Genomic DNA, 14,469 nt, shown 5'->3' on the forward strand with positions numbered 1-14,469 from the left:
TCCGCTCACATGTGCATGCCGTGCATGATGTCGTCCGCAGGCCCCGCCGCGTCGATCGGGCGCACCTGCAACCTGACCGTCTGCGCGGGCCCGTGGGCGAAGCGCAGGACCAGCTCGATCGTCTGGCCGGCGACCAGCGGCTGCCTCGGCCCGATCAGCATCAGGTGCGCGCCCGAGGGCGCCAGCGCCACCGTCGCACCGGCCGGCAGGTCCAGCCCGTCGAGGCGGCGCATGCGCATCACGCCGCCGTCCATGCGGCTCTCGTGGAGCTCCACCCGCGTCGCCGCCGGCGAGCTCACCGACACCAGCCGGTCGGCCTGCGCCCCGCTGTTGACCAGGGTCAGATAGCCCGCCGCGCTGGGCGCCTGCGGCGGGGTGGCGCGCGTCCAGGCCGCGCGCACCTGGATGCCTGAGCCCGGCGTGGCCGCCTGCGCCAGCGCGGACAGCAGCAGCATCGCCGCGGTGATGATGGTCTTGCCCATAAGCCTTGCCCTCTCCTTCAAGGTTGAACGACGTCTTGCCCGTTGCCAACGCGCCGGCCGCCGCCGGCTGTTATCTCATGCGCGCCGCGCCCGTTGGCGAGGCTGCACCCATCCCAGGTCCACCGCGAGCATCACCAGCCACGAGGCGCCCACCAGCGGGAACAGCACCCCGCCCACCGCCAGCATGCCCGCCACGACCTTCAGCGTCCGCGGTTGCGCCGGCAGCGGCGGCACGCCCAGCCCGCCGCGCGGACGCCGCTTCCACCACATCACCGCGGCACTGATGCACAGCACCAGCGTGCAGGCGCAGGCCAGCACCAGCAGCACCCGGTTGGTGCTGCCGAACTCGTCGCCCATGTGCACGTTGATGCCCAACTCCAGCGCCTTGGCCGCCGGGCCGTAGTCGGCATAGCGCATGTCGAGCAGGGTTCGCCCGCTGTATTGGTCCAGGTGGATCACGCGCTGCTGGTCCAGCACGCCGTTGTAGAGCGAGGCGGTATAGACCCCGCGCGCGCCCTGCGGCATCGACACGCTGTAGCCGGCGCCGATGCCACGCGCGTCGAAGGCCGCCACGGCGCGATCCAGCCCGATCGCGCCTGGCTGCGCCGCACTCGCATGGCCCGCCCCATGCCCGGCGTGCTCCATGCCGGGCATGTCGGCCATGGCCGCGTGCGCGGCCGACTGCGGCAGGCGCGCCTGCTGCAGCGACCAGGCCTGGTCGGCGCTGTCGGCCACGCGCGCCTGCGACATCGGCAGCTGCACGCGCAGGCCGGCGGGATAGCCGAAGTTGTGGCCGTTGACCAACTTGTTGACCTGCGCCCCCCACAGCCACGACCAGGGCATGCCGGACATGGCCAGAAACAGCACCGCCGCGCCCGCGCCGATGCCGACCACCGCATGCAGATCGCGCCAGAACAGGCGCTGAGACGGCCTGCCGCGCACCGTGACCACGCCGCCCAGCGTGCGCCCCCGCTCAGGCGTGGGCGCGCGCTTGCTGGGGATGCGCACGGTGCCGCGCGGCCACCACAGGTAGACGCCGGTCAGCACCAGCACGATGGCCCAGCCCGCGGCCAGCTCCACCAGCGCACGCGCCCCGTCGCCGAGCAGGTCCAGGCTGTGCAGGCGGCGCAGCGTCCAGCCGAAGGTGCCGCGATCGGCCAGGCTGCCCAGCACGCGCGCGTGCACCGGATCCACATACACCACCCGGCGCGCGCCGTCCGGGGCCACGATGCCGACCTCCGCCGAGGCATCAGCGGCCGCCGGCGTGGTGTAGCGGAACACCTGCCCCGGCTGCGCGGCCAGGGCCGCCTGCACGATGCGCTGCGGCGTGGCCGGGCGCTCGCCGGGCGCGGCGGGCGCCACCACCAGCAGTTGGTGATGCACCAGCCGATCCAGCGAACGGTGATAGACGAAGCCGGCCCCGGTCACGGCCAGCCAGGCCAGCAGCGGCAGCACCAGCAGCCCGGCATAGAAGTGCCATCGCCAGATCGCGCGATACAGCGCGCCGGCATGCGTCGCGGGTGCCTGCGCGGCGGCGGTGCTGGCCATCAGAAGCTCCAGTTCCAGCTGGCGTACAGCCCGCGCCCGTCGCCGGGCGAGAACCCGTACAGGCCGCTGTCGTACCAGGCGTAGACGTAGAAGCGATCGGTGAGGTTCTTCAGCTGCAGCGAGACCTCGTTGCGCGCATCCAGCGTCCAGCTGGCGCCGAGGTTGGCCAGGACGTAGCCGCCATAGCGACCGAGCGTGTTGGTGCGCTCGAGGTGATAGTCGCCCTGGCCGTTGCCCCAGGCGCTGAGCCTGAACCGGTCGCTGACCTGCCAATCGACGCCGGCCGAGGCCAGCCAGTGCGGCACGTTCTCGATGTCGCGCCCCTCGGTCTGCAGCGCGCCGGGCGCGGCGCGCGCCACCGTCGCGCGTTGCCGCGAATAGGCCAGCCACGCGTTCCAGCGCGCGTCCGGCTGCAGATTGACCTGCGCATCCCAGCCGCGGCGGAAGGTGCGCCCGACATTGACCACGTCGCTGCCGGTCCCGGTCGCGCCCAGCACCGTGGCGACCTCGCCGTCGGCGCGCTGCTCCCAATAGGCCACCCGGCCGCTCAGCCACGTGGCCGGCACGAACTTCAGGCCCGCCTCCCAGCCGGTGTTGATGGACGGCCCCAGGTCGTGGACCGTGGTGCGATAGGCGCCATCGCCGGCGCCGATCTGGAAGCTGCGCCCCCAGTTGGCATAGGCGGTCCAGGCCGCGCCCAGCGCGTAGGAGGCGCTGAGCTTGGGCTGGCGGATCGTGCCGTAGCCATAGGCGTCGTAGCGTCGCCCGGTGAGGCGGTCGTCCAGGTGTCCGTCGACCCGGTCGATGCGATAGGCCGGCACCAGCTGCAGGCCCTCCAGCGGCTGCAGCACGGCCTGTACGTAGGCGCCGTGGGTCTGCAGCGTGCAGTCCCAGTCGCGCGTGCGCGCCAGGCGCTGGCGCGCGGCGGTGCGCCAGCGCCGCGCGGTGTTGTCCTGCCACTGCACGTCCACGCCGGTCTCCACGGCCAGCACGCGGCTCGGCGTCCAGGTGGCGGTGGCGATGGCGCCGCGCTGGGTCTCGTCGTTGTCGCGCTCCTGCTGGCTGCCGGCCTGCGAGAAGCGCACGTAGCGCGCATTGGTGTAGCGGTTGACGTAGGCCTTGCCGCTCCAGGTCCAGTCGCTGCCGATCAGGCCATCCAGATGCAGCGCGGTCTGCACGGTCTGCCGCTCGCCGGCGTCGGCCGCCGCATAGGCCACCGCATCGCGCGGCGCGGCGCGCGCCTGCGGATAGGTGGGGAAGTAGCCGGGCTCCTGCGCCTGGTTGTGGTAGTAGCGCGTGCTCAGCAGCGCGCTCCAGTCGCCCTCGGGCGCGTTGAAGCCCCACTTGCCGGCGAAGTTGCGCTTGATCGCCTCGGCATGGTCGCGATACCCCTCCGAGTCGCGCCAGCCCAGGAAGTAGTTCTGCGTCCACGGCCCGGTCTCGAAGCCCTTGGACAGCTGCACCTCGCGCGTGCCGAAGCTGCCGGCGGTGACGCTCAGATGCCCTTCGTCGCCGCCTACGCGCGTGACCATGTTCACTTCGCCGGCGATGGCGTTGAGCCCGTAGCGCGCATCGTTGGTGCCGCGCACGACTTCGATGGCGGCGATGTCGCCGGACATCACCGAGTCCAGGTAAGGCATGGCGCCGGCGTTGTCGTTGCTGGGAATGCCGTCGATCAGCAGCTTGACCGCGTTGATACGCCCTTCGCCGTTGAACCCGCGGAAGGAGAACCGGCCCGCCTCGGTGCCCATGCGGAACGGCGTCAGCTGCATGCCCGGCACCTTGGCGAACAGCTCCCAGCTGTTGTCCACGTGCTGGTCCTGGACCTGATCGGCGCCGATCACATCGACCGAACTCAGTACCTTGCGCGCGGGCAAGGCGCCGCGCTTGGCGCCCTGGGCGTGGACCTTGCCCAGGGTCAGCACGGCATCGCGCTCATCGGCGCCGGAGGTCTGTGCGACGGAAACCGGCACGTACAATGCACAGGCCGTCAGCGCCCAGCCGACGGTCCTGATCAGAGGTGGAGAACAACACGTCATCTTCGATCCCTTTCGATTCATGCGGTGCGGGCGCGATGCCCGGCACCGGTGACGCGCGCCGCGCGGGCGGCCGCGCGTTGCTCAGTACTTGAAGCTCAGCCGCACCCAGGCGGTGCGACCGGGCTCGTGGATGCGCACCGGATCGGCGGGGAAGCCGAAGTCCGCGCTGCCGGACAGGTTCAGGTGCTCGGCGTAGTCGCGGTCGAACACGTTGTCCACGCCGGCGGTGAGCTGCCAGGCATCGCTGAGCCGGTAGCCGGCGTTGAGCGCGAAGGTGGCGAAGCCCGCGCTCGGCCCCAGGTCGCGGCCGACGACACTGCCCTGGCCCACGCTGACCCGGTCCTGGCGGGCGACCGCGCGCAGCAGCGCGCCGGCCGACCAGCGACGGCCTTCCCAGGATGCGGTCACGCGCGCTTCCAGTGGCGGCATCTGCGGTAGCGCGCGGCCGTCGCTGCGGTTCGCGCCCCAGGCCCAGGCCAGGCTGCCGCCGAGCTTCCAGCCGTCGGCCGGGCGCAGTTCGAGGCCGGCCTCGGCGCCATGGATATCGGCGTCGACGTTGCCCACCTGCGAGCTGGGACCCATCATCCCGCCCGCGCTGTAGGTGAACAGCAGATAGTCGTCGATGCGGCCCACATAGGCCGAGACCCAGGCATCCACGCGCGCGCTCCTGTACTGCGCGCCGATGTCCAGTTGGGTGGTCTTCTCGGGGCGCAGCGCGGCGAAGGCGTTGACGGCGCCCACCGGCCCGCGGTCGGCGGAGAACAGTTCCCAGTAGTCGGGCATGCGCTCGACATGGCCCAGCCCGGCATACCAGGTCAGCGGCAGATCGCCCGCATCGGCCTCGAAGCGGGCGAAGCCCGAGGTCAGCGTCTGCCGACGGATCTGGCCGAAGGTCGGGTTGGGCATCGCGGCGCCCATGCCCATCCCGGACCCCATGCCGTCGTCCATCGCCATGCCGCTGGCCTGCGCGCGCAGATCCTTGACCGACGCCCGGTCCAGGCGCGCGCCGACGATCACCCGCTGCGTCTTGGCCAGATGCAGGGTCAGTTCGGAGAACACGCCCTGGTTGCCCAGATTGGCATCGCGCTGCCAGGGCTCATACGGCATGCGGTCCATCGCATTGCGGCTGCGGTGGCGGCTGGCCTGCCAGTCCACGCCGGCCGTCAGTCCTGCATGGTCCCAGGCCCATTCCGAGGCGATCCGACCGCCGCTGGTGCGGCGGTCGACGTTGGCCGCCATCGGCATCGGCATGGCCGAGTCGGGGTTGGGCGTGCGCAGGCTGTAGTTGTCCATGATGTGGTCGGCATCGTTGGCGTAGACGCTGGCCTTGATCGACTCCCAGGCGCCGGGCAGGCCGGTCTGCTCGAAGCGTGCGCCAACGCTGGTGCGGCGGAACTGGCGCCCGTCCATGCCGCGCCCGGCATACCGCGCCAGGCCATCGCCGACGCCGGCGTTGACCTCCAGCACCGTGTCGGGATCGGGCGTCCAGCCGATGGCCGCGTCGGTGTTCCACTTGCGCCACTTCGAGGGCACCACGTCGCCGGCGCCGTCCTTGTAGTCGTCCGACTCCGAACGGCTGGCGGTCACCCGCGCATAGCCGTGCGCGTCGCCGCCGGTCACGGCCAGGTTCTGGTCGTTGCGGCTGCGCGAGCCGCCCAGCGCGCTGCCCTGCGCCTGCAGCGTGGGCCGTTCGAAATGCGGCGTGTCGCGCTCGAAGCGCACCGTGCCGGCCGAGGCGCCCGGCCCCCACAGCACGGTCTGCGGGCCCTTGACGATGGTCAGGCGGTCGTAGGTCTCCGGCGAGACATAGCTCAGCGGGTTGTCCATGCGCGCCGGGCATGCACCCGGCATGGCGCCGTCGTTGGTCAGCACGTTCAGGCGCGAACCGAACATCCCGCGCAGCACCGGGTCGCCATTGGTGCCGCCGTTGCGGATGGCGGTGAAGCCGGGAATGGTCTTGAGGTAATCGGCGCCATCGCTGGCCGGCACCGGCTGGCGCGGCAGCCGCGGATCGGTGGTCCAGGTCAGCGGCGTGGACGGCCGCACGGCGGTGACCACCAGCGGCGCGAAGGTGTGCGCGTCGTCGACCGGATCGACATCGGCGGCGGACACGCAAGGGGACGACAGGACGCACGCGAGCGCGCACGCCAGGCGCGACGGCACGGCCGTCGCGGGGCAGAAAACGGACATCGGGACACTCCAGCACAGCACACGGGTCGACGCCCGCGCAGGCGAGCGCCCGCGCGGATCGGTGGGATCAGGCGACCAGGGTGTGCGGAGGTCCGCGTGCGGCGTGGGCCGGCCAGGGCAGCGCCTGGCGCGGCGTGGCCCGGTGTTCGGGCAACAGCGAGGGCGCCGCCTGCAGCAGCGGCAGCAAGAGCAGGATCAGGACGAAGGGCAGCAGCCGCGCGGCCAGCAGGCAGTAGTCGCAGGCCATGCCCTCGTGGTGATCGGCGGGCATGCCGTCGGGCGCGCCGTGGCCCATGCCAGCCATGTCCATCGCCAGGTTTGGCGCGTGGTCGCCGTGGCCCGCGGCCTGCGACGCGGCGCCGGCCAGATCGACCAGGCGCATGCCGCCGCTGGTGCACAGCGCGGTCAGCGTGCGCAGCGGCTCGGCCGGGCCGTGCCACTGCAGCCAGCGGCTGACCACCGGCGCCACGACCATCAGCAGCGCGCCCAGCAGGGCGAGCCGATGCATCAGTCCCAGGAAGCGGCGGTGGCGCAGCATGGCGCGCAGTCTAGAGCCTCCGGCCCGCAAGTGCGAAGCCGGCGGCGACGCGCCAACGCGGCCGTGTAAGAACCTTCACGGCCCAGGCCGAGGCGCGCCCTACTCTGTCCGCCCCTCGTTGCGGCGGTCCGCCGCGGCGCAGCGCCTCCGCCAGGAAGCCCCTTTCGCATGTCAGCCGTCAGCCCGCCCCCGCGCGCCACGCCGCCCCTGGAGTGCGCCGCGTCCACCGCGCCGCGCGCCGTCAACGAGACGCTGCGGCTGGAGACGCTGCACGCCTACGCGATCCTCGATACACCGCGCGAGGCCGCCTTCGACGACATCACGAACCTGGCTGCGCTGATCTGCAATGCGCCGATGGCGCTGATCAGCCTGGTCGATGCCGACCGCCAGTGGTTCAAGAGCGAAGTCGGCATGGGCGCGCAGCAGACCCCGCTGCACTCGTCCATCTGCGCCCACGCGATCCTGGAGGACGAGGTGCTGGTGGTCGAGGACACGCTGGCCGAGCCGCGCTTCGCCTGCAACCCGCTGGTCAGCGGCGAGCCGTACCTGCGCTTCTACGCCGGCGCGGTGCTGCGCAGCCCCGACGGCCTGCCGCTGGGCTCGCTGTGCGTACTCGACACCTTGCCGCGCAGCATCAGCCCGCAACAGCTCGACGCCCTGCAGGCCCTGGCGCGCCAGACCATGGCCCTGATGGAATTGCGCCGCACCCTGGCCATGGCGCAGGAAGCCAACCATTACCGCGCGCGGCTGATGGCCATCGCCGGCCACGACCTCAAGACGCCGCTGCGCAGCGCCGGCTATGCGCTGGAGAAGCTGCGCCGCACCCTGCCCAGCGACGCCCCCACCCTGCCGGCGCTGGACGACGCGCGCGTCTCGCTGGGGCAGATCAGCCGCGGGTTCGACCAGTTGGCCAGCCTGGCGATCGCCGGCGGCGACGAGGTGCGCCCCGACCTGATCGAACTGCCCCTGCAGGACGTGCTCGACGACATCCTGGCCACCTGGCGTCGTCCGGCGCAGCAGCGCGGTCTGCGCCTGCGCAATGTCCCCACCACCCTGCGCGTGCGCAGCCATCGCACGCTGCTGTCCACGCTGCTGGGCAACCTGCTCGGCAACGCGGTCAAGTACACCGAGAACGGCTCGGTGCTGATCGGCTGCCGCCGCCACGGCGACCAGGTGGCGATCGAGGTGCTCGACACCGGCGTGGGCATGGACGCGCAGGACGCGCGCGAGATCTTCAGCGCCTTCCGCCAGGCCAATCCGCACGGGGAAGGCCTGGGCCTGGGCCTGTGGATCGTCAGTCGCACCGCGCAGACGCTGGGCTATCCGGTGGAAGTGCACACGCGCAAGGGGCGTGGGAGTCGCTTTCGGGTGGTGGTGCCGCTGGCCTGAGCCGGCCTGGCGGACAGCAACGCGCCGGATCAGCGGCGCGTTGGGGTCGATCCCTGAAGGGGCATCAGGCTTCGGCGGTGGTCGGATCGATCACCGTGCGCACCTGGGCGACCGAATTGGCCGGGAATCCTCCCTTGGCCGCGTGCTCCCGCACGCTGGCCTCGTCCGGCGCGATATAGACGCAATAGATCTTGTCGTCGGTGACATAGCTGTGCAGCCACTGGATCTGCGGCCCCATCCCGTGCAGCACGCTGCAGGATTGCTGGGAAATTCCGTTGAGCTCGGCGGGCGTCAGCTTCCCCGCGCCGGGGATGTCACGTTCGATCACGTACTTGGGCACGATGGCCTCCTCGAAAGACGTTGCATGGACGCGGGGGAGGCGGATCGTAGCGCGCACGGTTTTACAGGGCGTAACGCGGTGCAACAGCAAGGGGACTTTCGCCTGGATTCCCGCAGGCGCGGGAATGACGACTTCAAGATCCGTCTGGTCGCTCGCGCCCTGCGTTCATCCTGGCGCTCGCTGACACGGACCCTCAACTCGTGATGGTCTGGGTCAACGCTTCCCACGTCGGCGGCACCGGCCAGTCCGGTTCGCGGTTCCCGTCCATCACCTGCCGCAGGTCGCGCTTGTCGATCTGCGGCGCCAGCACGTGCACCAGATCCAGCGCGTAGTCGCGCAGCACCCGCTCGCGCGGCAGCACCGCCCAGGCGATGCACTCGCTGATCTCCGCCGGCGCCGGCCAGGCGCGCAGGTCGGCGTCGCCGGCATTGACCGCCATCTCGGCCAGCAGGCCCACGCCCATGCCGGTGCGCACGTAGGTCTTGATCAGGTCCGCATCCAGTGCGGTGAGCGCGATGTTGGGCTCCAGGCCGGCATGCACGAAGGCGCGCTGCAGGGAGGAGCCGGGCCGGGTCGAGGACTCGTAGCTGATCAGCGGCTGGCCCGCCAGGGCGGTCAGGTCGGGCGCCGCGCCCTTGCGGTCCAGCGCGTGCCCGCGCGGCACCACCACCAGGCGGCGCCAGCGGTACAGCGGCACGGCCAGGCCGGCCGCGGGCGTGTCGCCGGAGGTGCTGATCACCGCCATGTCGGCATCGCCCTGGCCCAACAGGTCCAGCGCGTCGGCCTCGGCGGCCTGCTGCAGATGCACGCTGACCTGCGGATAGGCGCGCTTGATCTGCGCCACCGCGTGCGGCAGCACGAAGCGCGACTGGGTGTGGGTGGTGGCCAGCACCAGCTGGCCCTGGCTCTCGCGGCGCTGGTTGGCCGCGTAGGTGCGGATGTTGTTGGCCTCGGACAGCACGGCGCGGGCGCGCTGGATGACTTCCACCCCGGCCGGGGTCACCGATTCAAGACTGCGGCCCTTGCGCACGAACAGCAGGAAGCCCAGCTCGTCTTCCAGCTGTTTGAGCTGCTTGGACAGGCCGGGCTGGGTGGCGTGCACGCGCGCGGCCGCCAGGGTGATGTTGAAGTCGGCGTCGGCGATGGCGACCAGATAGCGGAGCTGGGTCAGGGTCATCTGCGGAAGGATCGCTGGCGAGGTGCGGCGCGGCCGCTTATGGGGAAAACGAATGTACGTGTTCCGGCCACCACTGCTTATAACGTAGGGTTATCTGAACGCAGCGGCAAGTCATTTCCGACCGTCATAAGCCGGGCGTAGCGTCGTGGCCCTCTCGACCCGGACCCACCCGTGAGCGCTGCCCTGTTTCCCCTGTTCGCCGACCTGCGTGGCCGTGCCGTCCGCGTGGTCGGAGGTGGCGCGGTGGCCGAGCGCAAGGTCGAGGCCCTGCTCCACGCCGGCGCCCTCCCCCACGTGGGCGCACCGACCCTGACCCCGCGCCTGGCGCAGTGGGCCGAGCAGGGCCGCATCGCCTGGCAGCCGGGCAGCTTCACGCCCGACTGGCTGGACGGGGTGTGGCTGGTGATCGCCGCCACCGACGAGGGCGAGGTCAATCGCGCGGTGGCCGATGCGGCCGCCGCGCGACGCCTGCTGGCCAACGTGGTCGACGACGCCGAGCTGTCCAGCTTCCAGGTGCCGGCCCTGGTCGAGCGCGGCGCTCTGCAGATCGCCATCTCCAGCGGCGGCCATGCGCCGATGGTGGCGCGCCACATCCGCCGGCAGCTGGAGACGCTGCTGGACGAGTCCTGGGGGTCGCTGGTCGCCCTGCTCGGCCGGCAGCGCGCCCGCATCCGCGCGCGCTTCCCCGAGATGGGCGCGCGCCGCCGCTTCTTCGAACAACTGCTCGCCGGCGCCGTCCCGCGCCTGCTGCGCCAGCGCCAGGACGCGGCCGCCGAGACCGAGCTGCAGCGCGCGCTGTCCAGCACCGCCCAGGCCCACGCCGGCACCGTCACGCTCGTCGGCGCCGGCCCGGGCGATGCCGGCCTGCTCACGCTCAACGCGCTGCGCGCGATGAACGAGGCCGACGTGATCCTGCACGACCGCCTGGTCAGCGCCGAGGTGCTGGCCATGGCCCGACGCGACGCCACCCGTATCGAGGTCGGCAAGTCGGCCCAAGGCCACAGCACGCGCCAGGACGACATCCACGCGCTGATGCTCGAACACGCCCGCGCCGGCCGGCGCGTGGTGCGGCTCAAGGGCGGCGATCCGTTCGTGTTCGGCCGCGGCGGCGAGGAGCTGGAATTCCTCAAGGCCCACGGCATCGCCTTCGAAGTGGTGCCCGGCATCACCGCCGCGCTGGCCTGCGCGGCGTATTCGGGCATCCCGCTGACCCATCGCGACCACGCGCAAGGCCTGCGCCTGGTGACCGCGCACTGCCGCGACTCCCTGGACACGCTGGACTGGCAGGCGCTGGCGCAGGAACGCCAGACCCTGGCCGTCTACATGGGCGTGGCCGGGCTGGAGACCTTCCGCGAGCGCCTCATCGCCCACGGCCGCGCCGCCGCTACGCCCTTCGCGCTGGTCGAGAACGGCTCGCGCCGCACCCAGCGCGTGGTCACCGGCACCCTGGCCGACCTGACCGAGACCGCGCGCCACCACCAGGTGCGCTCGCCGGCCCTGCTGATCCTGGGCGAGGTCGCCGCGCTGGCGCACACGCTGCACTGGCACGGCGATGCGCCCCTGGCCGCGCCGGCATCACAACATCCCGACAACATCGACGCGCCCACGCTGTCGCGCGCCGCCTGATCCCACCCTTCTAATCGGAAGAGACGTCTTCGCATGGCCATCTACGACAACATCCTGGACACCATCGGCCGCACCCCGGTGGTCAAGCTCCATCGCCTCGCGCCGGCGCACACCACGGTGTATGCCAAGGTCGAGTCGTTCAATCCCGGCGGCTCGGTCAAGGACCGCCTGGCGCTGGCGATCATCCTCGACGCCGAGGCCCGCGGCCTGCTCAAGCCGGGCGATACGGTGGTCGAGGCCACCTCGGGCAATACCGGCGTGGCGCTGGCGATGGTGTGCGCGGCGCGCGGCTACAAGTTCGTGGCCACGATGGTGGAGACCTTCTCCATCGAGCGCCGCAAGCTGATGCGCGCCTACGGCGCCAAGGTCATCCTCACCCCGGCCGCCGAGCGCGGCAGCGGCATGGTGCGCAAGGCCAAGGAGCTGGCCGAACAGCACGGCTGGTTCCTGGCCAGCCAGTTCGCCAACCCGGCCAATCCGGCCTATCACCGCAACACCACCGGGCCTGAGATCCTGCGCGACTTCGCCGGTCAGCGCCTGGACTTCTTCGTCACCGGCTGGGGCACAGGCGGCACGCTGACCGGCGTGGGCGAAGTGCTTAAAGTCGCGCGCCCGGAGACCAGGATCATCGCCACCGAGCCGGCCGGCGCGGCGCTGCTGAAGGGCGATGAGTGGAAGCCGCACAAGATCCAGGGCTGGACCCCGGACTTCGTGCCCGAGGTGCTCAACCGCGAGGTCTACGACGAGCTCTATACCGTCACCGACGAGCGCGCGATCGAGACCTCGCGCCGGCTGGCGGCCGAGGAAGGCATCTTCGTCGGCATCTCCGCCGGCGCCACCCTGGCCACCGCGCTGGAAGTGGCCGAGAAGGCCGTGCCGGGCTCGGTGATCCTGGCGATGCTGCCCGATACGGGCGAGCGCTACTTCTCCACGCCGCTGTTCGCCGACATCAACGAAGGCAGCGACGACGACTGGCTGGCCGGGCTGCCCTAAGCCCCGCGCGCAGCGTCAGGAAGTCAGCAACGGGCCGCTCAATGCGGCCCATTGTCCGTTGTCGCCGTGGTCGGCACGTAGGCCTTGAGCGTCTGCGCCGCGCACTTGGGGTGGTTGGTCACCAGCACATCGGTGTAGTGCGCATCGATGTAGTCCAGATAGGCCTTGCAGCCCTGCTTGGCGACCTTGGCGTTCAGCGCCGCGCTGTCCTCGCCCTCGCCGTCGATCACGTCGGTCACCAGCACCGCCCCGGCGGTCTTGGCATAGCCGAAGACCTTGTTCTTGGAGTCCTGCGGCACGTACATCGCCAGCGGCCGGCCGGCGGCGATGCGCTTGTAGTAGTTGGCGTCGGACTGGGTCTTGATCAGCACCGAGACCATGGCGCCATCGGCACTGGCCAGCGCCTCGGCCGCCGCGCCGCGCTCGAAGGTCAGCAGGATCACGCGGTCCTGCAGCTTGCGCTCGCGCAGCAGCGGCGCCAGCGTCGCCGCCTTGATGCCCTTCAGGTCGATCATCAGGATCACGTCGGGCACGCCGGCGGCCCAGTCCAGGACCTTGGTCAGGCGCGGCAGGGCCTCGTCGGTCGGCTTGCCGTGGCCGTCCTTGAGCTTGACCGCGTCCAGCGCCTGGCTGGTCTGCGCCTTGATCGGGCCGGTGCCGGTGGTGGTGCGGTCGAGGGTGGCGTCGTGCAGCAGGTAGAGCACGCCGTCCTGGCTGGCGGCCAGGTCCATTTCCACGCCGATCTGGTGGCTGGCTACCTGCTGCATCTGCACCAGGCTGTTCTCGGCGCCGTCGGGGGTGGCGCGGCCGCGGTGGGCCACGATCAGCGGCCGCTGGGACAGTCGCATCTGCGGCAGCTCGGCGCCCTGGCGGCGACTCTGCGCCAGCGCGGGCGCGGCCATCAGCAGGGCCAGGGCCGCCAGCGACAGCGCGCGCAGTGGACGGGAGGAAGCGAGGTTGGCAGGCATGGGGTCATTCCTTCGGCACGCCGTGCGACCACGCCTCCCAGTGCGCCAGGATGGCCTCGGTCAACGCATGCCCGACTCGGTAGGCGTTGTGGGTGGATGGCAGGAAGCCACCGGACTTGGCCGACAGCGAGGCGCCCACGTCCTGTCCTGGCGCCTCGCGATCGAAGTTGGAGGCCGTGCGCAGCAGGGCGACGCGGGCGAACTGCAGCCTGCCCGCCTCGGCTCCCCGCTGGAGCGCGGTCAGGGTGGCATTGTCCTCCATCTGCGTGATGCAGTAGTGGCCGCGCCCGTCGGTGGTCAGCTGCACGTAAGCCTCCATCGCCGTGGCGATCAGACTGCCGTGCCAGTAGGTGTCGCTGGTCAGGCTGTCGCAGATGCTCACCGCCGGCGCGGCGCGCGCGGCCGGCTGCGGATACTGCAGGCGATAGGCCGCGGCCGCGTCGCTGTCCTCCAGGGGCACGCCCGCGCTCAGGGCGTAGGCCTTCTGCAGCAGGGCCTCGTCGAGCTGGAACACCTCGGTCCCCGTGCGGTGCTCGACCTTCTGCCCCGGCGCGGTGGCGCCGAGCATCAGCAGGTTGGACGACCAGCCGGCCGGCTGCTGGCGCGGATCGACCGCGCGCATAAGGCCGCCATCGATGGCGTAGCGTGCCCAGTGTGCCGAGCCCAGCGTGCCCTGCTCCGGCGCGACGCCGCCGATGCCGGCGATCAGGAAGTAGGTGCGGCGCAGGTCGAAGCGCGGCGAGGCCACCAGCGCGGCGACCGAACTGGCCGCATTGGCCAGGCCCATGTCGGTGGTCATCAGGCACAGCCCGGCGCGCGTGCAGTCCACGGTCGGGTACTTGGGCGACAGGCCCGGCACGGGCACCTGCGTGTCGAAGCGCTCGGCCTCGCGCCAGGGCGCGGCCTCCGGCGCGAACATGGTGATCACCAGCACCTTGGGTGCCAGCGGCCTCTGCGCGAGCGCCGGCATGGCGCACAGGCCGAGCAACGCCGGTAGCAGGAGCTTGATCAGAGGACGGAACATAGGACCTCCGGTGTGGAATAGAAGAAGGAGACGCAGGGACCGGACAAGCGGCGCCGATCGTCGGGAAGCGCGGACGCAACGAGGTCACGATCTCCGCGCATCACGCGCTGGGAGCGGACCATCGAGCGCGTGGAAAGATCTCGCATCGCCTCTGC

At 71.4% G+C, this 14,469-nt stretch carries 12 protein-coding genes; 3 read left to right on the forward strand and 9 right to left on the reverse strand.

The features are described from left to right. Positions 1 to 5: 5 nt before the first annotated feature. The 5 genes from EAT51_RS01500 to EAT51_RS01520 all read right to left on the reverse strand — a co-directional run bounded on the left by EAT51_RS01500 (position 6) and on the right by EAT51_RS01520 (position 6,797). Entirely contained in the window at positions 6 to 482 is a 477-nt protein-coding gene (locus EAT51_RS01500) for a copper chaperone PCu(A)C (protein ID WP_130561181.1), read from the reverse strand. Between the two features lie 75 nt (positions 483 to 557). Next, the gene (locus EAT51_RS01505; RefSeq protein ID WP_130561182.1) at positions 558 to 2,030 is read right to left on the reverse strand and encodes a PepSY-associated TM helix domain-containing protein; all 1,473 of its coding nucleotides are present in this window, start codon (positions 2,028 to 2,030) and stop codon (positions 558 to 560) included. After that, a complete protein-coding gene (locus EAT51_RS01510) occupies positions 2,030 to 4,069 on the reverse strand; it encodes a TonB-dependent receptor (RefSeq protein WP_130561183.1) in 2,040 nt (679 codons plus the stop codon). The genes EAT51_RS01505 and EAT51_RS01510 overlap by 1 nt, the downstream gene beginning before the upstream one ends. 81 nt (positions 4,070 to 4,150) lie before the next feature. Next, on the reverse strand, positions 4,151 to 6,259 hold the full coding sequence (locus tag EAT51_RS01515) for a TonB-dependent copper receptor (protein WP_130561184.1): 2,109 nt from the start codon (positions 6,257 to 6,259) through the stop codon (positions 4,151 to 4,153). A 67-nt stretch (positions 6,260 to 6,326) separates the two neighbouring features. Further along, a complete protein-coding gene (locus EAT51_RS01520) occupies positions 6,327 to 6,797 on the reverse strand; it encodes a DUF2946 family protein (RefSeq protein ID WP_130561185.1) in 471 nt (156 codons plus the stop codon). Positions 6,798 to 6,965: 168 nt separating this feature from the next. Here EAT51_RS01520 and EAT51_RS01525 point away from each other — a divergent pair, with 168 nt between their 5' ends. Continuing rightward, positions 6,966 to 8,186, forward strand: coding sequence for a GAF domain-containing sensor histidine kinase (locus EAT51_RS01525; RefSeq protein ID WP_130561186.1), 1,221 nt, complete (start codon positions 6,966 to 6,968; stop codon positions 8,184 to 8,186). 64 nt (positions 8,187 to 8,250) lie between these two features. Here EAT51_RS01525 and EAT51_RS01530 read toward each other — a convergent pair whose 3' ends face one another. Together EAT51_RS01530 and EAT51_RS01535 are read right to left on the reverse strand one after the other, a co-directional pair. After that, the gene (locus EAT51_RS01530; protein WP_130523275.1) at positions 8,251 to 8,526 is read right to left on the reverse strand and encodes a DUF4242 domain-containing protein; all 276 of its coding nucleotides are present in this window, start codon (positions 8,524 to 8,526) and stop codon (positions 8,251 to 8,253) included. Between the two features lie 193 nt (positions 8,527 to 8,719). Next, positions 8,720 to 9,703: a LysR family transcriptional regulator gene (locus tag EAT51_RS01535; protein WP_130523274.1), complete on the reverse strand. Its 984-nt coding sequence runs from the start codon at positions 9,701 to 9,703 to the stop codon at positions 8,720 to 8,722. 171 nt (positions 9,704 to 9,874) lie between these two features. Between EAT51_RS01535 and cysG the strand changes: the two genes are divergently transcribed. Then, positions 9,875 to 11,329: a siroheme synthase CysG gene (gene cysG, locus EAT51_RS01540; RefSeq protein ID WP_130515695.1), complete on the forward strand. Its 1,455-nt coding sequence runs from the start codon at positions 9,875 to 9,877 to the stop codon at positions 11,327 to 11,329. Positions 11,330 to 11,362: 33 nt separating this feature from the next. Continuing rightward, a complete protein-coding gene (gene cysK, locus EAT51_RS01545; protein ID WP_130515693.1) occupies positions 11,363 to 12,322 on the forward strand; it encodes a cysteine synthase A in 960 nt (319 codons plus the stop codon). A 38-nt stretch (positions 12,323 to 12,360) separates the two neighbouring features. Here cysK and EAT51_RS01550 read toward each other — a convergent pair whose 3' ends face one another. Further along, positions 12,361 to 13,290, reverse strand: coding sequence for a glycerophosphodiester phosphodiesterase family protein (locus EAT51_RS01550; RefSeq protein ID WP_130515691.1), 930 nt, complete (start codon positions 13,288 to 13,290; stop codon positions 12,361 to 12,363). 4 nt (positions 13,291 to 13,294) lie between these two features. Then, entirely contained in the window at positions 13,295 to 14,314 is a 1,020-nt protein-coding gene (locus EAT51_RS01555; protein ID WP_130515689.1) for a purine-nucleoside phosphorylase, read from the reverse strand. Positions 14,315 to 14,469 lie beyond the last annotated feature (155 nt).

The organism is Pseudoxanthomonas winnipegensis, from assembly GCF_004283755.1.
In the GTDB taxonomy this organism is placed as follows: domain Bacteria; phylum Pseudomonadota; class Gammaproteobacteria; order Xanthomonadales; family Xanthomonadaceae; genus Pseudoxanthomonas_A; species Pseudoxanthomonas_A winnipegensis.